The organism is Nocardioides sp. BGA-UO-ETr-FS32 (assembly GCF_059567905.1).
In genome coordinates this window covers 908,789-934,109 of record NZ_JCAQOX010000013.1, presented here as the reverse complement: position 1 = coordinate 934,109, position 25,321 = coordinate 908,789, and the positions used below count along the sequence as shown (strand labels likewise).

Genomic DNA, 25,321 nt, shown 5'->3' with positions numbered 1-25,321 from the left:
TGACGCCTCTCAGACGTGGCGGGAGGACCCGCGGTCGATCAGCGCGCGCAGCTGGCGTACGCCGTCGCGGGCGCCCCGGCCGTCCGAGCCCTGGAGCGCCATCGCCGAGATGGTGGTGCCGTCGGCGAGGTCGAGCGTCGCCCACGGCGCACCGGCGGGCAGGTGGATGCCGAGGACCTGCTCCCACTCGAGGTGCCGGGTCCTGAAGCCGTTGACCACGACCAGCCCCTCCGCCGTGGCGGTCACCCGCGCGCGGCCGAGGGCCCAGCCGATGACGGCGAACCCGGCGCCCATGACCAGGAGAGTGATGCGCTGCAGGATGTTGAACCGGTCGCGGACCGACTCGTCGAAGCCGAACCAGGCCGCCGCGCACACCACGAACAGCATCAGCCCGAACCCGATCACGGCGATCCGCACACCCATCGGCCGCCACGTGTGCGGCAGGGACGGGAGGCCGCTCGCGGGACCGGGGTCAGAGGCGGCAGGCATGGATGTCCGTGAGCAGGATCGCGCGGGCGCCGATCGAGTAGAGGTCGTCCATCAGCCGCTGCGAGCCCGCGCGCGGCACCATCACGCGTACGGCGACCCAGCCGGCCTTGCCGAGCGGGGAGATCGTCGGGCCCTCGCGCCCAGGCGCCAGCTCGGTGGCCCGGTCGAGGTGGGCCTCCTCGATGTCGTAGTCCATCATCACGTAGCTGCGCGCCACGAGGACGCCCTCGACGCGGCGACGGAAGATCTCGAAGTCCTCGGGCACCTCGCCGCCGCGCGTGATCAGCACGGCCTGCGAGTCGAGGATGACGTCACCGAAGGTCGCCAGGCCGGCGGCCCGCAGCGTGGAGCCCGTCTCGACCACGTCGGCGATGACGTCGGCGACGCCGAGCTGGATGCTGGTCTCGACCGCCCCGTCGAGGCGCGTGACGGTGGCGTCGATGCCGTGGCGGAACAGGTAGTCCTCGACCACACCGACGTAGGACGTGGCGATCCGCAGGCCGTCGAGGTCCTGCAGGGAGGAGTAGCGACCTGCCGGGCCGGCGAAGTGGAAGCGGGAGCGGCCGAATCCGAGCCCCATCACCTCATCGGCCTTCGCGCCGGAGTCGAGGAGCAGGTCGCGACCGGTGATGCCGACGTCGAGCGTGCCCTCGCCGACGTAGAGCGCGATGTCGCGCGGGCGCAGGTAGAAGAACTCGACGTCGTTCTCGGTGTCGACGAGCGCGAGCTCCTTGGAGTCGCTGCGCTGGCGGTAGCCCGACTCCCGGAGGATGTCGGAGGCGGCCTGGGACAGCGATCCCTTGTTGGGGACGGCGATGCGGAGGGTCATGCGAAGGTCACCTGGTTCTCCCAGCTGTCTCTCACAGGTGGGCGTAGACGTCGTCGAGGGTCAGTCCGGAGGCGAGCATCAGGACCTGGGCGTGGTAGAGCAGCTGGCTGATCTCCAGCGCGGTCGCGTCCTTGCCCTCGTGCTCGGCGGCCATCCAGGACTCGGCGGCCTCCTCCAGCAGCTTCTTGCCGATGGCATGGACCCCGGCGTCGAGCTGGGCGACGGTGCCCGAGCCCTCGGGGCGCTCCTCGGCCTTGGTGGACAGCTCGGCCCACAGCTCCTCGAACGTCTTCACGGGGGACAAGCCTAGGCCGTGCCCCGTGCGCGTCGGACAGGAGGAACCACTGGCGGACACCGTCTCCCCCCGTAGACGGCGTCGCGCCGACCCCTGCTCCGCCTGTCCGACGCGCCCCCGGGTCAGGCCGGCACGCCGAAGAAGGGGCAGAGCACCCCCCAGTCCGCGGACACGATGCCCGAGAAGTCGACCTCGCCGCTCACGGCGTCGTACGTGATCCGGCCCGCGTCCTTGATCACCCAGCCCTCGCCGGCGAGGTTGACCGTCCACCGGCCCCCCGTGGACCTCTGGCTGCCGCTGACGAAGTCGAAGACGATCCGGTCGACGCCGCTGCCCTCGATGGTCCGGCCGGTGGTGGAGTGGGTGGCGCCACCGGCGTACTTCAGCATGAGGACCATCCCGGTCGTGGCGCCGTCGGCGTCGACCACGAAGTCCATGGAGTAGCGGTTCCGGCGCGGGTCGGTGACGAGCGAGGAGAGGATCTGCGAGCCGTCCGAGCAGGTGGCCAGGACCATCTGGTCGTGGCCCTCGATCGGCAGCCACTCCCGGGCCTGCGCCGGGGTGGTGGTGAGTGCGACGACGGCGGCTGCGGCCACGGAGACGATGGTGCGTGCGAGCTTCATCTTCGGATCCCTTCGGGTTCTGTTCCGGGAGTCCCCGGTGCACCGAAGCGTCCGCGACGGCGGTCGCGAAGCGCTCACGAGTCACTCACGGCGCCGTCCAGACGGCGTCCACGAGTCAGGGTGCCGGACACGTCTCCCGCCACGCGCGCCCGGGATGGATGACGTCCCACTCGTCCTCGCTGAGCTGACGGCCGGCGAGGGCGCAGGCGCGGGTCACCCACCCGGCGGGGTCCAGGGCGAGCTCGCGCACGCGGCCGGTCGTGCCGAGGCTGCCCCCCTCGAACCACGCACGCAGCACGCCGTCGTGCCCGGACAGGAAGCCGGGCACGTTCTCCTCGGTGACCGGTAGGCCGATCGGGGACCACGTGCCGGGGTCCCACAGCCGTACGTCACCGTCGGTGCCGAGCGTCGCGACCACCCCGTCGACCTCCACGACATCGATGACGAAGCCGGCCGACACCTCGCGCGGCGGCGCCACCGGGGCCAGGGTCCGCCCGTCGAGGAACAGCAACCGCCCGTCCAGGCCGCCGACGACGAGGTGTCCGGCCGCCCACCCCAAGGCCGTGGCCTGCTGGGCCGTCGCCGACCGACTGGCCAGCCGGCGGGACACCACCTCGGCACCGGTGTCGACGTCGAGCAGCATGATCTGTCCGTCGCGGGCCAGCGCGGCCGTGCCGCCGTCGGCGCCCACCCGGGTCACGCCCTCCGTACCGCCGAGCGGGGCGAGCCGCAGCGGTCGTCCGACGACCGCTCCCGCGCCCAGGTCCACGACGGCGACGCCGGCCAGTCCGTTGACGACCGCGCGGGACCCGTCGGTCGTGACGCCGACGCCCACCGGGGCCCACGGCATCGCGACCGCCCGCAGGAGCTCACCCGAGTCGGTGTCCCAGACAACGAGCCAGCCGCGGTCCTCGACCAGCCGCCCCTCGGGGTCAACCTCGTGGACCGCACCGACGCTCACGCTGCCGTCACCGGCCACCGCGACGGCCCACGGCTGGCACCGGCAGCCGGCCGGCATCGGGAGCGGACCGGATGCCCTCCCGCTCCGCGGGTCGACGAGGTGGGCCCGGTTGAGGTCGGTCTCGACGTAGTCGAGCGCCACCACCCGCGTGCCATCGAGACTGGCCTGGCCGGAGAACGGGCTGGTGCCGAGCTCGGTGGAGGACCACAGTCCGCCGGCGTCCCCCAGCGTCCAGGACGACAGCAGGCCGTCGCGGCCGGCGGACCAGAGGAACGCGCGGTCAGCGCCAGCGACGACCGGGGCCATCACCGCCCCGCTGTGCGCGCCGGTGAACTCGTGCAGCAGCCGTCCCCGGCGGTCACGCTCCTGCACCGCCTCCCCCGCCCCGATCACGAACGTACGACCGTCAGGCGCCCAGTCGACGCCGTTGTCGAACGAGGACACCGTCATCTCCTGTCCCCGGGGCTCGAAGGTCCGGGAGTCACGCAGCCGCAGCCGTACCCGGTCGGGCCGGGAACGGTCGGCCGTCAGGACCAGGCCGCCGTCGGGCGAGACGCTGGCGACGGAGAAGCCGAGGGTGCGGAGGCGGTCGGGTCGGTCCGGGTCGAGGACGTGTCCGACGTCGAGGGGCGCCTCGTAGCTGAGCCGGCCGTCGGGCCAGGCGCGGAGCAGTCCCGGGTAGGCGTCGGTCCCGAGCGCCACGGCCCGGAGCGCCCGCCCGGCCGGCGAGGCGGTGACCAGGTGCGTCGGGGTCAGGACCGCCGCGCGGCCGTCGGCGAGCCACACGGCATCCAGAACCTGTGGGTCCCCCTCGCGGATGAGACGCCTCAGGTCGTCGGGGTCGAGCGACCACCGGGTCCTGCCGGACGCGTCGTCCCACAGCTCGACGCCCGAGCCGCCGGTGTCGTCCCAGAACGTGACGAGGAAGCCACCCTCGGCTCCGTGGACGGCGAGGACGTGTCCGGCGTCCGGGACCTCCCGTGACCACATCTCCTCGCCCGTCGCGGCGTCGACGCCGATGACCCGTGGGTCGTACTCGGCCACGGCGACGACCGTGCCGTCGTGGCTGGCGTCGGCACGGAGGAAGGGCGTCTCGGCGCGCCGCTGCCGGATCAGGTCGGGCGTGCGTGCCAGCAGGCTGAGCAGGGCGCCGTGGGTCTCGGGGCCGGGCTCGGTGCGCACCGCCTCCACGGCCTGCAGCAGGGCGAGGTCGAGCTGCTCCTCGTTGAGCGACGCCGCCGCCAGCCGACGGGCGTCGGCGGCGACCGCCGCTGCCGCCTGACGGTCACGCGCCTGTGCCGTCTGCTGCCGGGAGACGGCCGCCAGGACGCCGGCGACCACGGCCACCAGGAGGAGCACGACGGCGACGGCCAGCAGTAGGCGCAGGGACCGGTTCTGCCGCTCGCGCTGCGCCGCCCGCTGCTCGGCGCCGCGCCGCTCCTCGTCGACCGCCTCCTCGGCCCGGGCCAGGAAGTCCCGCTCGACCGTTGTCGACTCGTCGGGGTAGGCGGCCACCACGTCGAGCGCGGACTGGAGGCCGGCCCCACGCCAGAGCAGGCCCGGGTCGCGGCCCTGCTCGTCCCACTGACCGGCGGCGACGGCCAGGCGCTGCTGGACCGTACGGGTGCTGACGTCGTCGGCGAGCCACCGCGCGAGTCGCGGCCACTCGCGGAACAGCGACTCGTGCGCGACCTCGACCGAGTCACCGGTCAGCGTCAGGAGCCTCGCTCCCGCGAGCGCGGCGGCCACGTCGCCCGTGTTGCCCGGCAGCCCCTCGAGCTCGGCCAGCGGGACACGGCGGCGGACGGCCTCACCGGTGCCGCTGCGGCCCGCCAGCCGCAGCAGGACGACCCGCGCCGTGCCACGGTCGGCCTCGGGCAGGGCGTCGTACGCCTCCTCGGCGAGGTGGGCCACCGCGCCGGGCAGGCCGCCGATCGCCACGTAGTCGCCGTAGGTGAGCCGGTGGTCGTGACGTCGCTCCCAGAGCTGGAGGAGGGACGTCGACAGGAGCGGCAGCAGGCCGGGCTCCTGGCCCGCGTCGTCGGTCAGCGTCTCGGCCAGGCCGGCGTCGAGGGTCAGGCCTGCGGCTCGGGCGGGCACCTCCACCATGCGTCGCACCTCCGCCGCGCTGGGAGCGCCCACCAGGAGCGTGGCGTCCCGGGCCAGGGACGCCAACGCGGCGTGCTCGGCGAGCCTCGGAAAGTAGTCGCCACGGACGACGAGCACCACCCGCGCGTCGGTCTCGTGCGCGATCCCGGCGAGGGCGTCGAGGAAGGACTCACGCTCGCGGTCGTCGTCGCACGCCGTCCACACCTCCTCGAGCTGGTCCACGACCAGCACGGTGCGACGCACGTCATCGGTCCCACCCTGCTCCGCGAGCCGCAGCAGCAGGTCGCCCAGCGACGGCGAGGCCTGGGCCGCCCCCAACGCCACGGCTGCGAGCTCGCGCATCGGTGACGCGCCGGGCCGCATCACCAACGTGGTCCAGCCGGCGCTCCCGGGCAGGGCGTCCTCCGCGAGGGCGCCGAGCAAGCCGGCGCGCACGAGGGACGACTTGCCGCTGCCCGACGCTCCGACCAGCGCCACCAGGCGCTCGGAGGAGAGGCGAGCCAGCAGCTCGGCGACCAGGCGCTCGCGCCCGGCGAACCACGGTCGGTCCTCGACGTCATACGTCTCCAGTCCGCGCCACGGGCACACGCCGGGCGGCAGAACCGCCGGCGAACCCCCGGCCTGCAACGCGTAGATGCCCTCCACCAGCGCCGACCGGCCACCGCGCAGGGCATCGCCGGCGGCGACCACCGACCCGACCTCCTCGCGCACCAGCTCCAGGCTCTCGGCCCGCGATGCCCTCGGGGCCCGGTCCACGTCGCCGACGGATGACCGCGCCGCGGGCTCGGGCAGCCGCATCAGCGCAGGGTCCTGGGCGAGCACGCGGGCGTGGAGGTCGCGCAGCTCCGGTCCCGGGTCGACGCCCAGGTCCTCGGCGAGGCGACTGCGCGCCCGTTCGAGGGCACCAAGCGCCTCGCCCTGGCGGTCCGCGCGGAACAGCGCCAGCACGAGCAGGCCCCACGCCCGCTCGCGCCAGGGGTGCTCGGAGACCAGCTGCTCGAGCTCCGGGACCGCGGCGGCGGACCTGCCCAGGTCGACCTCCGCCGCCCACCGGTCCTCGCGGGCGCTCACCCGGATCTCGTCGAGGCGCTGCCGTTCGGCCCGGCCGAAGGCGGCCTCCTCGAACCCGGCGTAGGCCGGTCCGCGCCACAGGTCCAGCGCCTCGCGCAGGACGTCGGCCGCCTCGTCCGGCCGGCCCGCGTCCAGTGCGGCACGACCGGTCACCGCGAGGTGCGCGAACCGTCCGGCGTCGACCTCGTGCTCGGCGACGGCCAGCCGGTAGCCCGACCCCTCGGTCACGACGATGGTCGGAACGCCGCGGCGCTCGGGCTCCAGCGCGTTGCGCAGCCGGAGGACGTAGGTCTGCAACGCCTTGCCGGGCGAGCGGGGAGGCTGGTCGTCCCACAGCGAGGCGGCGAGCTCGTCGACAGTGACGACGCGGCCCCCTGCCGCGACGAGGTGCGCCAGAAGGGTGCGCTCCTTGCCGCCCACGACGTCCACGGCGCCACGCGGCCCGTGCACCGCGAGGGGGCCGAGCACGCTGAAGCGCATGGCCAGATGGTAGGGACGCATCGTGGTCAACGGGGCAGGTTCGGCAAACGCCTCGGGACACGGGTCCGGTCGCCGACGGCTAGTACGGTTGCGGTCATGCCCCGAGGGTGGGAGGCGGCGGTCGAGATCTGGTCTCGCTCCGGTGTCGGGTCAGCCGCAGACGGCCCGGACCACACGCGCGGTGTCGAGCGCGGCGGCCGTGGCCTCCCAGCCCTTGTCCTCGGCCGACCCCTCGAGCCCGGCGCGGTCGAGGGCCTGCTCCTCGGTGTCGCAGGTCAGCACGCCGAAGCCGACCGGGATCGCGTGGTCGACGCTGACCTGCGTCAGGCCGTCCGTGGCCGCCGAGCAGACGTAGTCGAAGTGGGGGGTGCCGCCCCGGATCACCACGCCCAGCGCGACCACCGCGTCGTACCCGGCCCGGGCGAGCGCTGCGGCGACGACGGGGAGCTCGAACGTTCCGGGCACCCGGATGACCTCCGGCTCGGTGATGCCGTACGCCGCGAGCGCGCGCTCGGCACCGGCGACGAGGCCGTCCATCACCTGCGTGTGCCAGGTGGCGGCGACCACGGCGACCTTCAGGCCGCTGGCGTCGTAGGGCTGGGCGGTGGGGGCTCCGGCGCCGCTCATCGTGCTTCTCCTTCGCTGGGGTCGTGCTCGTCCTGGTGGTCGACCGCGAGGTCGGGCAGCTCGTGGCCCATCCGGTCGCGCTTGGTCCGCAGGTAGGTCAGGTTGTGGTCGGTGGGATGGGGCGTGATCGGCACCCGCTCGGTGACCCTGATCCCGAAGTCCTCCAGGCTGGCGACCTTGTCGGGGTTGTTGGTCATCAGCCGCACGGACCCGATGCCGAGGTCGCGCAGGACCTGGGTGGCGGTGCCGTAGTGCCGTGCGTCGGCGGGCAGACCGAGGTCGAGGTTGGCGTCCACGGTGTCGCGGCCGCCGTCCTGCAGCTGGTAGGCCTGCAGCTTGGCGACCAGGCCGATGCCGCGGCCCTCGTGGCCGCGGAGGTAGACCACCACTCCCCTGCCCTCGGCGACGACCCGGGCGAGGGCCTCGTCGAGCTGGGGCCCGCAGTCGCAGCGCTCGCTGCCGAAGACGTCGCCGGTCAGGCACTCGCTGTGCACGCGGGTCAGCACCGGCTCGCCCGCCGCGACCGCGCCCGCGATGTCGCCGTGGGCGAGCGCGACGTGCTCGCTGTCGTCGATGGTGATCCGGTAGCCGTACGCCGTGAACTCGCCGTGGCGCGTGGGCAGCCGGGTCTCCGCGACCCGCTCGACGTGCCGCTCGTGACGGCGGCGGTAGCGGACCAGGTCCTCGATGGAGATCATCGCGAGCCCGTGCTCGTCGGCGAACTCGCGCAGCTCGGGGCCGCGCTTCATCGTGCCGTCGTCGTTGACCACCTCGACGAGCACACCCGCCGGGGTCAGGCCGGCGAGCCTGGCCAGGTCGACGGCGGCCTCGGTGTGGCCGCGACGCACCAGCACGCCGCCCTCGCGGTAGCGCAGGGGGAACACGTGCCCGGGGCGGGTGAGCTCCCACGGCTCGGTGGCCGAGTCGGCGAGGGTGCGCGCGGTGTGCGCACGGTCGGCGGCGCTGATGCCCGTCGAGACACCGTCACGGGCGTCGACGGAGATCGTGTACGCCGTGCGCAGCCGGTCCTTGTTGTGCGGGGTCATCAGGGGGATCTCGAGCCGCTCGAGCATGGCGCCCGGCATCGGCACGCAGATGACGCCGCTCGAGTGGCGGATGGTGAAGGCCATCAGCTCGGGTGTCGCCTTCGCAGCGGCGAAGATGATGTCGCCCTCGTTCTCGCGGTCCTCGTCGTCGACGACGATGACGGCCTTGCCGGCGGCGATGTCCTCGATCGCCTGCTCGACGGGGTCCAGTCGCACGCTCATGCCGCGACCACCTCCTTGCTCTCCTCGGTGACCTCGACGACGGTCCTGCTGTCGCGCCACCAGACGAAGAAGCCGATGACGACGAAGACGGCGTAGAAGAGGTACATCCCGGCGGTCGGGTAGTAGCCGGCGTTGACGAGCGTGGTGACCCCGACGACGTCGACGAGGACCCAGACCAGCCAGAACTCCACCCAGCCGCGGGCCATCCCGTAGGTCGCGAGCATGGAGCCGGCGAGGATCCACGCCTCCGTGGTCGGTCCCCAGGAGCCGATCCGCAGGAGCAGGGCGTACGCCGCGGCGTAGCCGACGACGCCGAGCACGGCCAGCTGGACCCGCTCGGCCCGGGTCGCCCAGCGCGGCGCGATCGCGCCTCCGTCCGAGGCACCGCCGGCGTTGCGGGCCTGCGACCAGCGCCACCACCCGTACACCGACACGGCGGCGAAGAACACCTGGCGACCGGCCTGGCCCCACAGCGGCTCCTCGACGGCCCCCGAGAACTCACCCGTGGCGAAGACCGTGAAGAGCAGCAGGTTGCCGACGAGTCCGACGGGCCACGCCCAGACGTAGCGCTTCATCCCGAGGATCGCGCTCGCCAGGCCGAACAGGTTGCCGATCACCTCGCGGGCGCCGAGGGCACCGCCCGGCACCGGGATGGTGCCGTGGATCAGCCATTCGAGCAGGAGCATCATTCTTCCTCGTCGGTCGGGGTGATGGGGGCCGCGGCGGGTGCCGTGGCGTACGCGCCGAGGAGCTTCTCGACGTGCTTGGCGATGACGTCGGCCTCGAGGTTGACCAGGTCGCCGACCCGCCGGCTGCCCAGCGTGGTGCGGGCGAGGGTCTCGGGGATGAGGCTGACGGTGAAGCTCGCCTCCCGCGCCTCGACGACGGTGAGGCTCACGCCGTCGACGGTGATCGAGCCCTTGTCGACGAGGTAGCGCGCGAGGTGCGCCGGGAGGGAGATCTCGACGACGTCCCAGTGCTCGCTGGGCGAACGCGAGATCACCTCGCCGACGCCGTCGACGTGGCCCTGCACGATGTGGCCGCCCAGCCGCTTGTCGACGGTGACCGCCCGCTCGAGGTTGACCCGGTCGCCCGGCGCGGCGCCGCGCAGCGAGGTCTTGTCGAGGGTCTCCTGCATCAGGTCGGCGGTCCAGCGGCCCTCGCCGATCTCGGAGACCGTGAGGCAGCAGCCGTTGACGGAGATGGAGTCGCCCAGCACGGTGCCCTCGAGCACGGTGTCGGCAGCGACGGTGAGCCGGATGGCGTCGCCCTGGTCGGTGACCTCGGCGATCGTGCCGAGCTCCTCGACGATCCCGGTGAACATCACTTCCTCCTCAGGTGGGGGCGCAGGTGGGGGCGCATGGTCAGGCGCACGTTGGTGTCCTCGCCGTCGTGGCCCTGCAGCACCGTCACGTCGGAGACGTGCAGGTGGAGGGCGTCGGCGATGGTGCCGACGCCGAGGTCGGCGACCGCGGAGCGGCCCGCGCCCAGCAGCATGGGCGCGACGTAGGTGACGACCTCGTCGACCAGTCCGGCCGCGAGGAAGGCCGCGGCCAGTGTCGGGCCGCCTTCCAGGAACACGTGCTGGCGGTCCCGCGCGAACAGCTCGGCCAGCGCCTGCTGGGGGTCGCGGGTGCGCAGGCGCACGGTCTCGGCGCGGTCGTTGAAGACGCGGCGGTCGGCCGGCAGGTCGCGCAGCCCCATGACCGCGCGCAGCGGCTGGATGGCGACCGGCTCGTCGAGCTCGTCGCGCACGGTGAGCTCGGGGTCGTCGACCTCGACGGTGCTGGTGCCGACCAGCATCGTGTCGCACAGCCCGCGCAGGCGGTGCGTGTCGAGGCGGGCCGCGCGGCTGGAGACCCACCGGCTGGTGCCGTCAGCGGCGGCGCTGCGACCGTCGAGGGTGGTGGCGAACTTCCACGTGACGAACGGGCGGCGCCGCGCGATGGCGAAGGTCCACGCCCGGTTGACCGCCTGCGCCTCCTCGATCAGCTCGCCGCCGACGACCTCGATCCCGGCCTCGCGCAGCCGCCCCGCGCCGCCCACGGCGACCGGGTTGGCGTCGGGCTGGGCGAACACGACGCGTACGACACCGGCCGCGATCAGCGCCTCGCTGCACGGTCCGGTGCGGCCGGTGTGGTTGCAGGGCTCGAGGGTCACGACGGCGGTCGCACCACGGGCTGCGTCGCCCGCCTCGGCGAGTGCCGCTGCCTCGGCGTGCGGCGTACCGGCCCCGCGGTGGAAGCCCTCCGCGATCGTCGTGCCGTCCGGCGCGAGCAGCACGCACCCCACCCGCGGGTTCGGCCCGAGAGGCACGCCGGGAGTGGTGGCGAGCGCCAGGGCGCGCTGCATGGCGTTGCGCTCTGCCTCGCTGGTCGTCATCTCCGCCTCCGGTCCGGTGTCTGGACTCAGGGGGGCGGCGACGGGGCGCGCCTCCGCGAGGGAGTGGCGCGCGAGCCGTCAGCGTGCACTTCTCATCCGGACTTTGACCGTCGGTCCAGGAGTTCCACCTGGTCAACCGGCCACTGGCGGTGGTCGGGTCGCGGACTGTGACCGCCGGTGCGGAGTTCCACCGCCCCCAGAGCACGCAAGCTCTTCGTGCCGGTAACCATGCCACAGCCGCGGCCATTCCCTCACCGGGGTCCACGAGTGACGTGCGCGACACTCAGACCTGGTCGAGGAACCTGTCGAAGACGCGGGCGCCGAACTCGAGGGCGTCGACGGGCACGCGCTCGTCGACCCCGTGGAAGAGTGCGGTGAAGTCGAGGTCCGCGGGCAGCCGCAGCGGCGCGAACCCGTACGACCGCATGCCGAGCTTCCGGAAGTGCTTGGCGTCGGTCCCGCCGCTCATCAGGTAGGGCGCCACGACGGCGCCGGGGTCCTCCGCCAGGAGGCTGCGCGTCATCGCGGTCACCAGGTCGCCGTCGTAGGGGGTCTCCCACGGGTCCTGCTTGGACTCGAACTCGAAGTCGATGCCGTCGCCCGCGAGCTCGCGCAGCGTCGCGAAGAACTCGTCCTCGTAGCCGGGCAGGAAGCGGCCGTCCACGGTGGCCTGCGCGTCCGTCGGGATGACGTTGGTCTTGTAGCCGGCGCGGAGCATCGTCGGGTTGGCGGTGTTGCGGATGACCGCTCCCAGCATCCGGGCCGCGTCGCCGAACTCCTCCACCAGCGCCTCGGCGTTGTCGGGGGTGGCCTCCGTGCCGGCGAGCTCGCCGACGGTGGCGAGCAGCACCTCCATGGTCGGCGTCAATCGGACGGGCCACTGGTGGGCGCCGATCCGCGCGACCGCGCCGGCGAGCCGGGTGACGGCGTTGTCGTCGTTGATCATCGAGCCGTGGCCGGCCCGGCCCCGAGCCGTCAGCCGCATCCAGGCCATGCCCTTCTCGGCGGCCTCGATCAGGTAGACGCGGCGACCGCGCACAGTGGCGGAGAAGCCGCCGACCTCGCCGACTGCCTCGGAGCAGTCGGCGAACAGGTCGGCGTGCTGGTCCACGAGGATCCCGGCACCGTGGTGGCCACCCGCCTCCTCGTCGGCGGTGAAGCAGAGCACCAGCTCGCGGTCGGGGGCGGCGTGCGCGGCCGCGCGTGCGCGTACGACGCTCAGCAGCATCGCGTCGAAGTCCTTCATGTCGACCGCGCCGCGGCCCCAGACGTGACCGTCCTTGATCTCCCCGCTGAACGGGTCGACCTGCCAGTCGGACGCCTCGGCCGGTACGACGTCGAGGTGGCCGTGGACCAGCAGCGGGGCGCGGCCGTCGCCGCCGCCCCAGCGCGCGACGACGTTGGCCCGGCCGGGCCGCCCCTCGATGATCCGGCTCTCGATCCCGACCTCGTCGAGCAGCGCGGCGACGTGCTCCGCAGCCTTGCGCTCCCCCGGGCCGTCGTCGGTGCCGTAGTTGGAGGTGTCGATGCCGATGAGGTCCTGGCAGAGCTGGACGACCTCCCCGGCGGGGTCGTACGAACGGTCCTGCGAGCTGTCGGTCGAGCGGTCCGAGGGCACCTGTTCCATGCCGTCCATCCTGCCCCACGAGCAAGCACCAGCCCCGATTCGTCGGCGGCGAACTGCCTTGCTACTCTTCTCCAGCACTCGTCCGGGTGGCGGAATTGGCAGACGCGCTAGCTTGAGGTGCTAGTGCCCGTATTAGGGCGTGGGGGTTCAAGTCCCCCCTCGGACACAGATCGACACGCGCGAGCCCCGGGCCCATCGGCCCGGGGCTTCGTCGTAGGTGCGCCGTCCCGCGTGCTAGTCGACCCGCCTGAGCACACCCGTGACGGAGTAGTCGGTCGTGTACCGCAGTGTCCCGTCGACCAGCTCGAAGAACTCGCCGGGGCCGGGGTAGCAGTCCGACGGCGACTCCGCGGTGAAGTCGTCGACGTAGAACTCGTAGGTTCCCTCGACGACCGCCCGGAGCGTGACCCGCCCCGTGCACGGCGTCGAGCTCACGTAGATGCTCCCGCACGACTGCCGCAGGCGGCAGGGGCTCGAGATGTCCAGCCGCACGTCGAACCGGTCGCCCTCACCGTACGACGCGGTCCCGGCCCACGAGCCGGCCAGGGCATCTCCCTCCCCCGCGACCGCCGTCGGACTCTCGGAGGTGGGCGTCTCGCTCGCGCTCGGGCCCGGGTCGCGGTCACCACGGGTGAGAGCGAACACGAGAGCGGTGACGACCAGCGCGACGACGACGCCCGCGACCGCGGCGGCGCGGCCGCGCCGGGCGACCCAGCCGGGCTCGGCGCCCGGGCCACTGGATCCTGCTCCGTCGCCTGCCGGCGCCGGCGGGGTCTCGGGGACGACGTTCTCGAAGATCGCGCCGTCGGGGGCGCGCATGAAGAGCACGGGAGTGGCCCACTCGTCCCGGAACTCGGCCAGCAGGGCCTTGCGTGCGCTCGTCACGGCCTGGTCGACGGGAAGCCCGTCCGCGAGCGAACCGTAGAAGTCGCTCGTGAACGTGACGGCCGCGCGGTCGCTGATCGGGAACTGCATCGCCACGACGGCCGTGGCGTCCTGCTGGACGAGCCCCTGGGCTATCCCGCCGAAGGGGTCGACCGCGTCGGTGCGCGCCGACCGGCACGCATTCAGGACCACCAGCCGCAGCGGATCGTGGTCGCGCAGGTAGGGGCCGAGCATCGAGGACGTGACGGTGGAGCGGCCACCCAGTTTGTCCTGGAAGTAGAGGACACCCTCGCGCAGCCGGTCGTCGAAGTCCCCGTGGCCGATGAAGTGGATGACGTGGGTCGGCCGCCGGCGCAACCACGGGCCGAGCTCGGAGAGCTGCGGTCGCGGCAACCGGTCCAGGACCACGAGCCCGCTGTCGATCCGTTCGGCCAGTGCTCCCCGGAGGCGCTCCCACTCGGCGTCGACGTCGAGGACGTCGAGGTCGGTCGGCGAGGAGATGATCGCCAGCACGTACAGGGGCCCGTCGACCGTCATCGGCCTCGGCACGTGCGGCACGTCGAGGTAGCGCACGAGCGGGGTCCGCTCGGACTGGGCCGGGAACGCGTTCGTCCTCCGGTCGTAGAGCAGCTCCCAGGGCAGCCCGGCGATCGCCGGTGCGCCCGTGAGCCGCAACCGCAGGCGCAGCCCGGCGCCCTGCTGCCGACTCAGGTCCTGGCTCCGCGACCAGGCCAGGCCGAGCTCGTCGCGGAAGATGGCCTCGAAGAGGGGGCCGCCGAAGTCCATGGCCGCCTGTTGCTGGGCCGTGGCCCCCACCCGCCTGGTCCCCGACCGGCCGGGGTCCAGCTTGAGCAGCAGGATCTCGAGCGTCTGCGGGTCGAAGGGCAGCCGGAACCGCTGGCTGGTGGCTTCGCCCAGTGGGGACCCGGTCACCAGCGCCTGGTACTCGCCGTCGGCCCGCTGCTCCAGCAGCAGGTCGAAGTCGAGGTAGCAACGAGGAGGCATGGCGCGCTCTTTCGCGGGGGGTGCTGCTTGCAACAGACTAGAGCCGCCGACCGGTGCACAGGTACCCGCGGCGACCCGCATCTTCGAGCCGCCGCGTCGGCGAGTGGTGGGTCCACCCGGGCCTCCACCCTCGGAGGTGTGGCGTGAGCACGGTCGACAGCTGGATGTTCCTGTGCGAGACGGTCGCCGCCACGAGCGAGCCCGCCGACCGGGCCGCCCTCGTCGACGCGCTCGCCGCCCTCGGGCTCGCCGACGAGCAGCGCACCGCACTCGCCCCGGCCGCGTCCGGGGACGGCGAGCTGGCCCAGGCGGTGCAGCGGCTCGTCGCGGAGGCGCCGACGCCGCCCGTCCTCCTGTACGCCGACTCCCCCCGCTGGTCCGACCGCGAGGTCGACCTCGCCCTGGGCGCCGCGACGTCGATCCGGGCCGGGAACACCGCGGTGGGACCGGCGGACGTGGTGGCGCTCCCGCCGGACGACGCCGCCGCGCTGGTCTCGGACCTGCTGGCGTCCGATGACCTCCAACGCCTCGACTGGGTGCTGCGCTCCACTCCCCCGCACCGCTTCCCCGTGGCGCAGCTGCTCACGCACGCCAGCGCCCTGCCCGCCGGGCACGTGCGCGCGAGCCTGGTGTGTGCGATCGCAGCCGCCCCGGAGGTCCTCGTGCTGCGCGGCACCACGCACGTGCTGGCGGCGGCTCGGGTGGCTCCGCAGGACGTGGCGCGCGTCCTGTCCGAGGTCGGCCGGGCGCGCCGGGACCTCGCCGACGCCGGACCGTACCGGTGGTGGCAGGACCAGCCGCAGGGCCATGGCGCCGCGGCGGAACCCGAGATCGCGGTGGTCGGCGCTGCGCCGACCGGCGACCCCGGTCCCGTGTGGCGTGGGAGCGCGGACAGCGGCCGGCGCGAGGCGTACCCCCGGCTCGACGTCGCAACGGGGACGACCAGGCCGGACGTCGTCGTCATCGACCAGCCCTTCGAGGTCACGCTCGGGATACGGCCGCGCCGGGACCGCACCCTGGTCGCCACCGCACCACTCACCCTCGTGGCCGGTGAGACCGTCGTGCTCGACCTCGTCCTGCTCCACGACCCGGACTCGATCGGGGTCGCCGAGGGGCCACGGGCGACGATCACGGTGAGCGAGCAGGACCCCTACCCCGCGGTGACCCTCACCTGCACGGCGCGCTACGGCGAGGACCTCGGCCCGCAGCGGCGCCTGGGCCTGCAGGTCGCGCGGGCCGGACAGGTCGTCGCCGTGGCCTGGCGCACCATCGCCGCGGTCGACACCGCGCAGCACGTCGACCTCGCCCCGCCCGTCGCCACCCGCGACGCCGAGCTGGTCGATCTCGCCCCGCTCCTGGGCGAGGACGCTCCCGACCTGCTGGTCTCGGTGTGCCGCGGGGACGCGGAGTCGTCGTGGGTCTGGTGCGCCTTCGCACCGGACCCGACGGTCGAGGTCCCGGACCTGCCCAGCAGCACCACGCTGGAGGGCGACATCGCGGGCTTCGCGCTGGAGACCCGTCGCTCGATCGCGTTCTCCGCGGACGCGTCCGCCGACTTCCTGAGCCTGGCGGGACGCGCGCGCCGGATCGGGCGGGCGATCCCGCACGGCATCCAGGAGGCCATCCGCGCCGTGACGACCGCAACGAGCCGCGACCGGGCACCCGCCGTGCTGCTCCTGACCGAGGAGCTCGTGGTCCCGTGGGAGCTCGCGTGCCTGGAGCCCCGGCTGGTGACGCAGTGGGGAGGTGACTCCCCGTTCCTGGGCGCGCACGTCGCCGTCGGGCGCTGGCCCCTCACCGAGCACCGGCCGCGGCCGAGACCGCGCTCGGCCGTGTCCGTGCGCACCGGCGCCGTCCTCACCGCCGACTACACCGGCGTCCCCGGCTGGGGACGCCTGGACGCCGCAGTCGCCGAGGCCGCCGAGGTGGCCCGCCTGTTCGACCCGCCCGCCGCCACCGTCGCCCCTGACCTGTGGACGGTCATCGACATGCTCCGGGGGCTGCCCTCGCCCGCCGACGTGCTGCACCTGGCACTGCACGGGCAGTACGACGCCGCCGGCGACCAGGAAGGCATCGTCCTGCTGACGAGGAGCTCGACCACCGGCGCCCCCGTGGCGCAGTTCCTCACGCCGGCCGAGGTCGAGAACGGTTCCCTCGAGCACGGTCCGCTCGTGTTCCTCAACGCCTGTCAGGTCGGCTCGGACGAGCGGGTGCTCGGCGACTACGCCGGCTTCGCCTCGACCCTGCTCCGCATCGGCGCGACCGCGGTGGTCGCGCCGCTGTGGAACATCCGCGACGACGTCGCCAGCAGCGTCGCCAAGCGGTTCTACGCGGCCGCCCTCGGACCCGAAGCGGTGCCCGTCGCCGAGGTCGTGCGCGCGTTGCGGGCGACGTACACGGAGCAGGCGGTCCGTGCCGGCGACCCCACGCTGCACGCGACCCTGATCGCCTACCAGGTGTTCGGACACCCGCGACTCCGACTCCGGCGGGCCGGTGCGACGACCCCAGAGCCGGCCGCCGTCCCGGCGGCCGCACCCCAGTGAGAGGCAGACGACGATGGCCGAGCAGCTGAACCCCGAGGGGAGCCCCGTCGTCGTCGGCAGCGTGGTGATCCGCAGCTTCGGCCTGGTCGGGGAGGTCGAGGTCCACCTCGCTGGATCCGCCGGGATGCGCGGCGAGGAGCAGGCCACGCTCGACCTCCTCGAGGCCCTCGGCCGGGCAGGCATGGAGGAGCAGCTCTCGGTGGTGGTGTCCCACCACCGCGAGCTGACCCCGAGCGCCGGCACCCGCGCGAGTGGCGGCTCCGACGACCTCCTCGTCGACGTCCCGGCTCCGGGCGACGGGAACGGACAGGTGCTGCTGTACGCCGCGGAGGACGGCTCGCTGTCGTGGCACCTCCCCGATGACATCGCTCCTGCGGACGTGCCCTCCCGCGGCGGGGAGCGGCGCACCTACCGGGTGCCGCGGGCCGTCGTCGAGGCGAGCGGCCCGGCTGCGACCGGTCACCGCGGACTGCTCGGTGTCGTCGGCACGAAGGTGCTCAAGGTGCTGGTCTTCCCGCTCGTGGACCCGGTGCTCGGGCGGGTGGGCGACTTCTTCGCCTCGCGCTGGGAGGAGCGCCACCGGCTCAACCGGGTCCGCTGGATGGGGCTCAACGACTACGCCCTGCCCACGGCACCCTCCTTCGGCCCGAGTGACTGGGCACGGCTCGGCGAGGGCCGTGCCCTGCTGTTCGTGCACGGCACCTTCTCCACCGCCCACGGGGGGTTCGGAGCCCTCCCCCGGTACGCCATGGAGACGCTTCACGCCGCGTACGAAGGCCGCGTCGCCGCCTTCGACCACCACTCCGTGTCCGCCTCACCCGCGGACAACGCGGAGTGGTTCTCCTCGCTCGTCCCGGCCGGCGTGAGGCTCGACCTCGACCTGGTCACCCACTCGCGCGGTGGCCTCGTGGGTCGTGAGCTCGCGGCACTGGACACGGTGCGAGTGCGCGGCATCGTGCAGGTGGCGGCGCCCAACGGAGGCACCGTGCTCGCCGACCGCGCCCACCTGTCGGACCTGCTCGGACGGCTGACCAACCTGATGCAGTTCATCCCCGACAACGGAGTGACGGACACCATCGGCCTGGTCCTCGCGGTCGTCAAGCAGCTGGCCGTCTCCGCCGTGGGAGGGCTCGACGGCATCACCTGCATGGAGCCTGCCGGCGCCTACCTGGCCTCGCTGAACGCGCGTCCGGCGGGGCCGGCGGCACTCTCGGTGGTCGCGGCCGACTACGAGCCTCCGGTCGGCTCGCCCCTGGGCCGGGTCGTCCGCGACGGTGCCACCGACCTGGTCTTCCGCACCGACGACAACGACCTGGTGGTGCCGACCAGGGGCTGCTACGACGTGCCCGGTGCTCCCGGGTTCCCGGTCGACAACAGGCTCGTCCTCGACTCCGCCCGTGGCGTCGAGCACAACTCCTTCTTCCGCAACGACGAGGTCGTCGAGCACCTCCTGCGATGGCTGCCCACGTCCTGACCCGGCCGGAATGTCTAGACGTCCCTTTACCAAACGGCCCGGGAGGTGGACCGTCGTGTGATGGGGCTCCGCCGGGGCCACTCCGGTCCCCGGCTGCGGACCCGGGGGTGAGCCATGGCGGAGAAGATCGACGTGCTGACGACGAACGGTGCCGCGCCGGCGGCGCTTCCCGCTCCTCCGGTGCCGACCGTGCGCTCCTCGCGCGGTGCGCCGGCGACCACGGCCTCGGCGGTCCGGACCTTTCGCGTCCTCACCGCCAACGTGCAGTCGTTCCCCCGCACCGCCATCACCGTCGCCGAGGCGCGTGAGGACCTGCGGGCGAACGCGGCCGACGGCGACCTCGTGCTGCTGCAGGAGATCGACCAGCGCTACCGCGGCATCGTGGCCGACGAGTTCCCCAGCACGGACTGGCACGTCTTCTACGGCCCGAAGGACAACCGGTGCCCCATCGCCGTGCGCACGGCGATCTTCGAGGTGCTCGACGCATCGACCCAGCAGATCCACCCGGGTGTGCCCAAGCTGCACGAGCGGCGATACCTCACCCGCCTCCACCTGCGCCACCGCGAGCTCGACGTCGAGCTGCACGTCACCAACCTGCACCTCGTCTCGGGCGCGTTCCGCCGTCCGCCCAAGGACAACGCGGCCCTGCGCCAGCACGAGTGGCACGACGCGATGCGTACCCACGACGCGCTCATCGAACGGCTGGTGGCGACCGGCGCGCCCGTGATCGCCGGCGGTGACTACAACCGGCAGCTGCGCGCGTTCCGCGCCCGGCTCCAGGCGCTGGGGGGTGGACGCCAGGTGTCCTTCGGCACCGACACCGCCTCCATCGACCTGCTCTGGTTCGTCGACGGCGCCACGGCCAGGTGGAGCGAGCGTGCCCGCACCCTCTTCCGGGGTCGCGAAGGTCGACCTCCCATGCAGCGCAACAGCGATCACCACGCCCGGCAGGCGACGCTCGCCCTCACCACCTCCGTACGGCCGGGAGCAGCCCCGACGCCCGGCACCGTGGTGATCGCGCCGGACGGGAGCAGCGGGCCGAAGAAGGGCACGATCAAGGCGCGACCCGGGAAGGAGCGGCAGAAGAAGCAGGCGGCCGAGTCGTTCACGCCCCGCAGGCACCCCACGCGGGACATGCCCGTGCCCGGATCGGCCACAACCCCCGGCATCGCTCACTCATTCACCGGTCCGGCGGACAAGCCCTTCGCCCTCACCGAGTTCGGCGACCGGAACCCCAAGGTCGTTGACTGGCTGACCCGGGCCGCCCTCGAGGAGGTCGAGCGCCGGCTCGACTACCGGCTCACCGTGGTCCAGGGCTCCTACAACAAGGGTCGGGTGAACGCGTCCGCCTCCACGCACGACGGCGGCGGCGTCGTCGACCTGCTCGCCTGGGACTGGCGGCGCAAGGTCAGGGTGCTGCGCGAGGTCGGGTTCGCGGCGTGGTACCGCGCGGACCTGCCGGGCTCGTGGAGTGCCCACATCCACGCCGTGCTCATCGACCACCCGCGGTTGGACCCGAGCGCCGCGAGGCAGGTCGTCGCCTACCGCGCCGGGCTCGACGGGCTGAGGGGCAGGCGGGTCGACGACTTCCCGCGACCGAGCCCCCTACCCGTGTTCTCCTACCCGCCCCGTGAGGTCGAGGTGACCGTGCCGGGCGCCGGTGAGGACCGACGCAAAGGTTCGGTGACACCGCTGGGCAGCGCGTTCCCGCCCCGCCGAACCCTCGACGGCGTCGACATCAGCCACCACCAGTCGGGGCGCCTCGACCTCAAGGCCGCCCGGGCGGCAGGTGTGCGGTGGCTCTACGTCAAGGCGACCGAGGGCACGTCGGTCACCGACCGGCTCCACCGCAAGCGGGTGCGCCAGGCCCGTACGGCGGGGCTGCCGGTCGGCGCCTACCACTTCGCCCGTCCGGAGGGCCGCGATGCCGTCGCGGAAGCGAAGTACTTCCTGGCCCACATCGACCTGCGGGCCGGCGACATGGTGCCCATGCTCGACCTCGAGGACACCGGGGACCTCACGCTCCCCCAGCTCACCGAGTGGACCGGGGCCTGGGTGCGTACGGTCGAGCACGAGCTGCGCCGCAGGAAGCTCGCGGGCAAGCCCGTCATCTACACACCGTTCAACCTCACCAAGGGCTTCGGCTGCCTGCTGTGGGTGGCGCGCTACAGCGACGACTTCCGGGCCCCGGTCATCCCTCGGCCGTGGGTGCGCGCCGCGGTCTGGCAGCACTCGAACGGCAGGCTCGGTCCCGTCAAGAGCGTGCCGGGACTCGGGCGGGTGGACGTGAACGCCCTGCACCCCGACCTCCCCCTGTCGGCGCTGCGACTGCGCCCGGCGGGCCGCCCGGCGAAGCCCGGTCGCGCCAAGCCGCGACCTGGCACGACCGTGTCGGAGCGTCCGACCCCCGCGCCGCTCGAGGCGGCCCCGACCGTCGAGGCGATTCCATCCGTCGAGCTGGTCCCCCTGCAGACGCCCGACCCGACCGGCGCCACGGCCGCCCCGACCGTGATGACCACGACGAACGGCGGGACCGCCGACCAGCAGGGCTCGATCGTCATCACCGTCACGGTGCCGTTGCCCGCGACGCCCGCACCCCTCCTCGTGACACCCGACCTCGGCCCCCTCGAGGAGCAGCTGACCCTGGCTGCCCGTGGCATCCAGGGCGCGATCGAGGCACTTCCCGAAAGGCAGGAACCATGAACCCGCTCCCCATCGCCACCGAGGTCCTCCGCCGGCTGGACCCCCGCATCCGCAAGGCGATCTACACGGTGCTCGCCGTGATCGGCGCCGTGCTCGCGGGCCTGGTCGCAGCAGGCGTCAAGGACCTGCGCTGGTTCACGGTCGACCAGGCTCTCCAGGTGTATGCCTACCTCTCGCCCCTCATGGGAGTCGTCGCGGTCGCGAACGTGGGCACCGGCGACGCTGACGAGGCGACCCTGCTGGACTTCGACGAGGACGCCGACGCGTCGTCCTTCGAGCCCGTCGGCGACGAGAGCGAGGTGTTCGCCGAGCTCGTGCACTGACCCGCCCCGCTCCCGGCCGTACGGCTAGCCCCGGCTCCGCTGCTCCCGCCGCCGCCGTCGCAGCGCAGCGGGCAGTGTCAGCATGACGGCCAGCGCCACCCCGACGAACATCCCGATCGAGTTGGCGGCCACGTCGCGGGGGTCGGAGACCCGGCCGGGGATCTCGCGCTGCACGCTCTCGATCATCGAGGTGAGCACGATGCCGGCCGCGAGCGCCGCAAACCAGTGCCGCGTGCCCACGAGGAGCAGGAGGAACATCCCGAGCGGGACGAACAGCCCGATGTTGGCGAGGAACTCGATCCGCTCGATGCTCAGGCGGCTGGTGAGCGGGTCGAGGTCGGGGTAGCGCTGGAGGCGGGCCAGGAGGCGCCCCGCCAGGCTGGCGTAGTCGGGCTGGTCCTCGGCCGGGGTGAGCGTGACGAGCCCGACGAACCCGAGGTAGACGAGGGTCAGCAGGCTGAGGACGGGGTGACGGTGCAGCACGCGGCCCATCATCCCGGTCGGCCCCTGACGTCGGCGGGCCGGCTCAGGTCTGCGGGGAGACCTCCTCGGCCACGAGCTCCCAGTCGGCCGGTTCGCCCGAGTGCTCCACGACCGGCACCACCATGACCGGGCACCTCGCCGCACGGAGGACCGTACGGGCGAGCGAGCTCAGGTGCTCGGGGACCCATCCGTGCACGCCGCGTCGTCCGATGACGACGAGCGAGGCGTTGCGGGAGTCGTCGACCAGGACGTCGGCCGGCCACTGGTGCCGCACCTCGACCTCCACCTCGACCTGCGGCCAGTCACCGCGGACCTCGGCCACGGTCGCGACGAGCTGCTCCCGGTGCTGGTCACGCCACTCGGCGGCCACCCGGTTGCTGATGATGTCGTCGTAGGCGGCGTCGAGGCGCCATGCGTGGACGATCCGCAGGGGCGCCCCGGTGGCAGCGGCCCAGGCGAATCCGGCATCGAGGACCTGGCGCGGCACGCCACCCTCGTGGACGCCGACCACCACCTCGGCCGCCGCGGGGTCCGGCCGCCAGTCGCCCGGCACCGACACCACGGGACAAGCGCTGTGGGCAGCGGCGCCGTGGCTGGTGGACCCGACGACGAGCCGCTCGAGAGCGCTCGAGGTGCGGTGCTGCACGACCACGAGGCGGGCGGCACCGCTGAGCTCGACCAGCACCTGTGCCGGCACGCCGCGTCGCGAGAGCGTGTCGATCGCGACGTCACCGTGCGACAGCTCCACCAGCTCATGCGAGACGTCGGCGAGGATGCCCTCAGCGACGGCAGCCGCCTCGACCCGGTCCACCAGTGCGCCCGGGACGCTCGGCAACGGGTTCCGCGTGACGTGCACCAGCGCGATGCGCGCATCTTCTCGTCGGGCGACGTCGATGGCGAAGCGCAGTGCGGGTGTCTCGCGACCCCGCCCGGTCACGCCCACGACGACACTCCCTGCAGCGATGGTGTTCATGCCTCCACTGTCTCCCGCAGCCGCCGGTGCCCGGCAGGGCCGGAGGTCCCGTCCGGAGGCCGCACGAGTCCTGCCGCGAGCACCGCTCCCACCCAGCCCAGCGCGAGGTCGCCAAGCGTGTCGGCGTACGCCGTGCTCGACTCCGCGGACCGGGTGATGAAGGCGTAGTACTCCCACAGCTCCCAGACCAGAGACAGCGTCAGCCCGGCCGCCACGGAGATCTCCAGCCGCCGCAGCAGGGGTGCCGCGGCCGCGCCGGTGAGGACCAGCACGCCGGCGCTCAGGGCCGCGGTGTTGGCCAGGTGGATCGCGTCGTCGAACCACACCACTCGGTCGTACAGGTCGAGGCGGTTGCCGAGCAGGTCGGAGAAGGCCGGCACGGTCACGAGGAGGTCGGCGCCCCACGGGTAGGGCCGGTCGCGCCCGCCCCCCGTGCCCGGGACCCCACCACCCGGGCGCTGCACCCGCACGGAGTGGAGCAGCGGCACCAACAGGGCGAGCATCGGGTAGGTCACCGCACGGGCGACCGGCGCCTTGCCCTCCAGGTTCCCCCAGCTGGGGTCGAGCGCCACCTGTGCGACGGCGAGCAGGAGGAGGACCTTGGCAGCGACGTCGGCGACCACGACCCAGGTCGGAGCAGTGCGCGGCGCGGACATCAGTCCACCAGCACGCGCTCGCCGTAGGACGGGACCACGGCCGTCCAGCCGAGCTCGTCGGAGATCGAGCGGGCCAGGCTCGCGGCCGACCGTGGCTCACCGTGCACGACGTACACCGTGCGGGGCGGTTCCGGCGCACGGGCGAGCCACTCGATCGTCTCCCGCGCGTCGGAGTGCACCGAGAAGTCGGGCACGACGACCACCTCGGCGCGCACGGGTACGTAGCGGCCGTGGATCTTCACCTCCCGGGCTCCCTCCGCGAGCTGCCGGCCGCGGGTGCCGTCGGCCTGGAAGCCGGTGAGGACCACGCAGTTGCGCCGGTCGGGCAGCTGGTGGGCGAGGTGGTGCACGACCCGCCCCCCGGACGCCATCCCGGAGGCGGAGATCACGATGCTGGGTGTGCGCGGCCTGTTGAGCCGCATCGAGCCCTCGACGTCGTGCACGGCGTGGACACGGTGGCTGTCGAACTGACCGACCAGCTCGCGCGCCTCGGGACGGAGCTGGGGACCCCCGCGCTCGGCCGCCCGGCGGTAGCAGTCGAGCGCCGCGAGGGCCATCGGGCTGTCGACGTAGACCGGCACGTCCGGGATCTCGCTCTGCTCGACGAGCCGCCGCAGCTCGAGCAGGACCAGCTCGGTGCGGTCCACCGCGAAGGCCGGGATGAGCACGCTGCCGCCCCGTTCGACGGTGCGGCGGACCGCGTGGGCGAGCAGGCCGGGCTCCGGAGGCGGGTGCGTCCGGTCGCCGTACGTCGACTCGACCACCAGCGTGTCGACCGCGGGAGGGTCGACCGGCGGCCGCAGGAGCGGGTGGTGGGGCCGGCCGAGGTCACCGCTGAAGGCCACCCGGTGCCGTGCCCGCTCGTCCGCCGCCTCGATCGTGACCGTCGCGGAGCCGAGGATGTGCCCTGCCGGGCGCAGCGTCGCGGTGAACCGGCTCGACAGCTCGACCGGCTCCTCGAAGTCCACCGGGCTGATGAGGTCGAGCGCCCGCTCGACGTCGCGGTCGTCGTAGAGAGGGAGCGCCGGACTGTGCCGGGAGAACCCGGCGAGGTTGGCGTACCGGGCGTCCTCCTGCTGGAGGTGGGCGCTGTCCCTCAGCACGATGGCCGCGAGCTCCGCGGTCTCCTCGGTGCAGGTCACACGTCCGCGGAAGCCGTCCTTGACCAGGCGTGGCAGGTAGCCGGTGTGGTCGAGGTGCGCGTGGGTCAGCACGACGTCGTCGATGCCGGCCGGGTCGACCGGGAAGGACTCCCAGTTGCGGCGGCGATGGACGGCGAGACCCTGGTAGAGGCCCGCGTCGACGAGCAGCCGACGCCCTCCGGACTCCAGCAGGAACCGGCTGCCCGTGACCGTGTCGACGGCACCGAGGAAGGTCAGCGCGGGCGTCCGCAGGGTCGCCGCGTCGACGTGCCCGTCCCGCTCGCCAGGCTCGTCCAAGGTCGTCATGATGCGACGCTAGGAGCAGCTGGCGTGCCGCGGCAGAGACCGACGGCCCCGCCGGGCGGGACCAACG

The 25,321-nt window shown here is 73.4% G+C and carries 20 protein-coding genes, 1 tRNA gene and 1 riboswitch; of the genes, 5 read left to right on the top strand and 16 right to left on the bottom strand.

Annotated features, from left to right (window positions below; translation table 11 throughout):
* Positions 1-9: 9 nt before the first annotated feature.
* The 11 genes from AC57BS_RS09710 to AC57BS_RS09660 form a co-directional block, all read right to left on the bottom strand.
* Positions 10-489: a PH domain-containing protein gene (locus AC57BS_RS09710; RefSeq protein WP_496411219.1), complete on the bottom strand. Its 480-nt coding sequence runs from the start codon at positions 487-489 to the stop codon at positions 10-12.
* Positions 473-1,318, bottom strand: a complete 846-nt coding sequence (hisG, locus tag AC57BS_RS09705; RefSeq protein WP_496411218.1) for an ATP phosphoribosyltransferase — start codon at positions 1,316-1,318, stop codon at positions 473-475. The genes AC57BS_RS09710 and hisG overlap by 17 nt, the downstream gene beginning before the upstream one ends.
* A 31-nt stretch (positions 1,319-1,349) precedes the next feature.
* Positions 1,350-1,613 (bottom strand): phosphoribosyl-ATP diphosphatase, encoded by a 264-nt coding sequence (locus AC57BS_RS09700; RefSeq protein ID WP_129454324.1) that lies wholly within the window; start codon positions 1,611-1,613, stop codon positions 1,350-1,352.
* Positions 1,614-1,735: 122 nt separating this feature from the next.
* On the bottom strand, positions 1,736-2,236 hold the full coding sequence (locus tag AC57BS_RS09695) for a hypothetical protein (protein WP_496411217.1): 501 nt from the start codon (positions 2,234-2,236) through the stop codon (positions 1,736-1,738).
* A 115-nt stretch (positions 2,237-2,351) separates the two neighbouring features.
* Positions 2,352-6,857, bottom strand: coding sequence for an nSTAND1 domain-containing NTPase (locus AC57BS_RS09690; RefSeq protein ID WP_496411216.1), 4,506 nt, complete (start codon positions 6,855-6,857; stop codon positions 2,352-2,354).
* Positions 6,858-7,007: 150 nt separating this feature from the next.
* Positions 7,008-7,484: a 6,7-dimethyl-8-ribityllumazine synthase gene (gene ribH, locus AC57BS_RS09685; RefSeq protein WP_496411215.1), complete on the bottom strand. Its 477-nt coding sequence runs from the start codon at positions 7,482-7,484 to the stop codon at positions 7,008-7,010.
* Entirely contained in the window at positions 7,481-8,752 is a 1,272-nt protein-coding gene (locus tag AC57BS_RS09680) for a bifunctional 3,4-dihydroxy-2-butanone-4-phosphate synthase/GTP cyclohydrolase II (RefSeq protein WP_496411214.1), read from the bottom strand. The genes ribH and AC57BS_RS09680 overlap by 4 nt, the downstream gene beginning before the upstream one ends.
* Positions 8,749-9,441, bottom strand: coding sequence for a nicotinamide riboside transporter PnuC (gene pnuC / locus AC57BS_RS09675; protein WP_496411213.1), 693 nt, complete (start codon positions 9,439-9,441; stop codon positions 8,749-8,751). The genes AC57BS_RS09680 and pnuC overlap by 4 nt, the downstream gene beginning before the upstream one ends.
* Positions 9,438-10,076, bottom strand: a complete 639-nt coding sequence (locus AC57BS_RS09670) for a riboflavin synthase (protein WP_496411212.1) — start codon at positions 10,074-10,076, stop codon at positions 9,438-9,440. Before AC57BS_RS09670 ends, pnuC begins: the two co-directional genes overlap by 4 nt.
* Entirely contained in the window at positions 10,076-11,134 is a 1,059-nt protein-coding gene (ribD, locus tag AC57BS_RS09665; RefSeq protein ID WP_496411211.1) for a bifunctional diaminohydroxyphosphoribosylaminopyrimidine deaminase/5-amino-6-(5-phosphoribosylamino)uracil reductase RibD, read from the bottom strand. Before ribD ends, AC57BS_RS09670 begins: the two co-directional genes overlap by 1 nt.
* A gap of 79 nt (positions 11,135-11,213) precedes the next feature.
* A riboswitch (FMN riboswitch) is annotated at positions 11,214-11,343 on the bottom strand.
* A 74-nt stretch (positions 11,344-11,417) separates the two neighbouring features.
* Positions 11,418-12,761 carry a M20/M25/M40 family metallo-hydrolase gene (locus AC57BS_RS09660; protein ID WP_496411210.1) on the bottom strand — a complete coding sequence of 448 codons (1,344 nt, stop codon included), beginning with the start codon at positions 12,759-12,761 and terminating at the stop codon, positions 11,418-11,420.
* Between the two features lie 80 nt (positions 12,762-12,841).
* On the opposite strand from AC57BS_RS09660, the gene AC57BS_RS09655 reads away from it, so the two are divergent.
* Positions 12,842-12,927, top strand: a tRNA-Leu gene (locus tag AC57BS_RS09655).
* Positions 12,928-12,995: 68 nt separating this feature from the next.
* Here AC57BS_RS09655 and AC57BS_RS09650 read toward each other — a convergent pair.
* A complete protein-coding gene (locus AC57BS_RS09650) occupies positions 12,996-14,651 on the bottom strand; it encodes a CHAT domain-containing protein (protein ID WP_496411209.1) in 1,656 nt (551 codons plus the stop codon).
* 143 nt (positions 14,652-14,794) lie between these two features.
* Between AC57BS_RS09650 and AC57BS_RS09645 the strand changes: the two genes are divergently transcribed.
* From AC57BS_RS09645 to AC57BS_RS09630, 4 genes are all read left to right on the top strand, one after another.
* On the top strand, positions 14,795-17,194 hold the full coding sequence (locus AC57BS_RS09645) for a CHAT domain-containing protein (protein WP_496411208.1): 2,400 nt from the start codon (positions 14,795-14,797) through the stop codon (positions 17,192-17,194).
* A 13-nt stretch (positions 17,195-17,207) separates the two neighbouring features.
* Positions 17,208-18,668, top strand: a complete 1,461-nt coding sequence (locus AC57BS_RS09640; protein ID WP_496411207.1) for an esterase/lipase family protein — start codon at positions 17,208-17,210, stop codon at positions 18,666-18,668.
* Positions 18,669-18,782: 114 nt separating this feature from the next.
* A complete protein-coding gene (locus AC57BS_RS09635; RefSeq protein ID WP_496411206.1) occupies positions 18,783-21,371 on the top strand; it encodes a GH25 family lysozyme in 2,589 nt (862 codons plus the stop codon).
* Positions 21,368-21,694, top strand: coding sequence for a hypothetical protein (locus AC57BS_RS09630; RefSeq protein ID WP_496411205.1), 327 nt, complete (start codon positions 21,368-21,370; stop codon positions 21,692-21,694). Before AC57BS_RS09635 ends, AC57BS_RS09630 begins: the two co-directional genes overlap by 4 nt.
* A gap of 24 nt (positions 21,695-21,718) precedes the next feature.
* Here the strand turns inward: AC57BS_RS09630 and AC57BS_RS09625 are convergent, their stop codons facing one another.
* The 4 genes from AC57BS_RS09625 to AC57BS_RS09610 are packed head-to-tail and all read right to left on the bottom strand — an operon-like array spanning position 21,719 to position 25,254.
* Complete coding sequence (locus AC57BS_RS09625; RefSeq protein WP_496411204.1) at positions 21,719-22,177, bottom strand: VanZ family protein; 459 nt, start codon at positions 22,175-22,177, stop codon at positions 21,719-21,721.
* A 43-nt stretch (positions 22,178-22,220) separates the two neighbouring features.
* A complete protein-coding gene (locus AC57BS_RS09620; RefSeq protein WP_496411203.1) occupies positions 22,221-23,150 on the bottom strand; it encodes a universal stress protein in 930 nt (309 codons plus the stop codon).
* Complete coding sequence (locus tag AC57BS_RS09615) at positions 23,147-23,806, bottom strand: DUF2238 domain-containing protein (RefSeq protein ID WP_496411202.1); 660 nt, start codon at positions 23,804-23,806, stop codon at positions 23,147-23,149. The genes AC57BS_RS09620 and AC57BS_RS09615 overlap by 4 nt, the downstream gene beginning before the upstream one ends.
* Complete coding sequence (locus AC57BS_RS09610; protein WP_496411201.1) at positions 23,806-25,254, bottom strand: MBL fold metallo-hydrolase RNA specificity domain-containing protein; 1,449 nt, start codon at positions 25,252-25,254, stop codon at positions 23,806-23,808. Before AC57BS_RS09610 ends, AC57BS_RS09615 begins: the two co-directional genes overlap by 1 nt.
* Positions 25,255-25,321: the final 67 nt, after the last annotated feature.

What these genes read in the sequence shown, in the direction of transcription:
- AC57BS_RS09660 (WP_496411210.1), bottom strand. Translation starts at nt 12,761, where the DNA reads ATGGAACAGGTGCCCTCGGACCGCTCGACCGACAGCTCGCAGGACCGT.
- AC57BS_RS09640 (WP_496411207.1), top strand. Translation starts at nt 17,208, where the DNA reads ATGGCCGAGCAGCTGAACCCCGAGGGGAGCCCCGTCGTCGTCGGCAGC.
- AC57BS_RS09615 (WP_496411202.1), bottom strand. Translation starts at nt 23,806, where the DNA reads ATGTCCGCGCCGCGCACTGCTCCGACCTGGGTCGTGGTCGCCGACGTC.
- AC57BS_RS09650 (WP_496411209.1), bottom strand. Translation starts at nt 14,651, where the DNA reads ATGCCTCCTCGTTGCTACCTCGACTTCGACCTGCTGCTGGAGCAGCGG.
- AC57BS_RS09635 (WP_496411206.1), top strand. Translation starts at nt 18,783, where the DNA reads ATGGCGGAGAAGATCGACGTGCTGACGACGAACGGTGCCGCGCCGGCG.
- AC57BS_RS09690 (WP_496411216.1), bottom strand. Translation starts at nt 6,857, where the DNA reads ATGCGCTTCAGCGTGCTCGGCCCCCTCGCGGTGCACGGGCCGCGTGGC.
- AC57BS_RS09680 (WP_496411214.1), bottom strand. Translation starts at nt 8,752, where the DNA reads ATGAGCGTGCGACTGGACCCCGTCGAGCAGGCGATCGAGGACATCGCC.
- AC57BS_RS09620 (WP_496411203.1), bottom strand. Translation starts at nt 23,150, where the DNA reads ATGAACACCATCGCTGCAGGGAGTGTCGTCGTGGGCGTGACCGGGCGG.
- AC57BS_RS09630 (WP_496411205.1), top strand. Translation starts at nt 21,368, where the DNA reads ATGAACCCGCTCCCCATCGCCACCGAGGTCCTCCGCCGGCTGGACCCC.
- AC57BS_RS09670 (WP_496411212.1), bottom strand. Translation starts at nt 10,076, where the DNA reads ATGTTCACCGGGATCGTCGAGGAGCTCGGCACGATCGCCGAGGTCACC.
- AC57BS_RS09710 (WP_496411219.1), bottom strand. Translation starts at nt 489, where the DNA reads ATGCCTGCCGCCTCTGACCCCGGTCCCGCGAGCGGCCTCCCGTCCCTG.
- pnuC (WP_496411213.1), bottom strand. Translation starts at nt 9,441, where the DNA reads ATGATGCTCCTGCTCGAATGGCTGATCCACGGCACCATCCCGGTGCCG.
- ribH (WP_496411215.1), bottom strand. Translation starts at nt 7,484, where the DNA reads ATGAGCGGCGCCGGAGCCCCCACCGCCCAGCCCTACGACGCCAGCGGC.
- AC57BS_RS09610 (WP_496411201.1), bottom strand. Translation starts at nt 25,254, where the DNA reads ATGACGACCTTGGACGAGCCTGGCGAGCGGGACGGGCACGTCGACGCG.
- ribD (WP_496411211.1), bottom strand. Translation starts at nt 11,134, where the DNA reads ATGACGACCAGCGAGGCAGAGCGCAACGCCATGCAGCGCGCCCTGGCG.
- hisG (WP_496411218.1), bottom strand. Translation starts at nt 1,318, where the DNA reads ATGACCCTCCGCATCGCCGTCCCCAACAAGGGATCGCTGTCCCAGGCC.
- AC57BS_RS09695 (WP_496411217.1), bottom strand. Translation starts at nt 2,236, where the DNA reads ATGAAGCTCGCACGCACCATCGTCTCCGTGGCCGCAGCCGCCGTCGTC.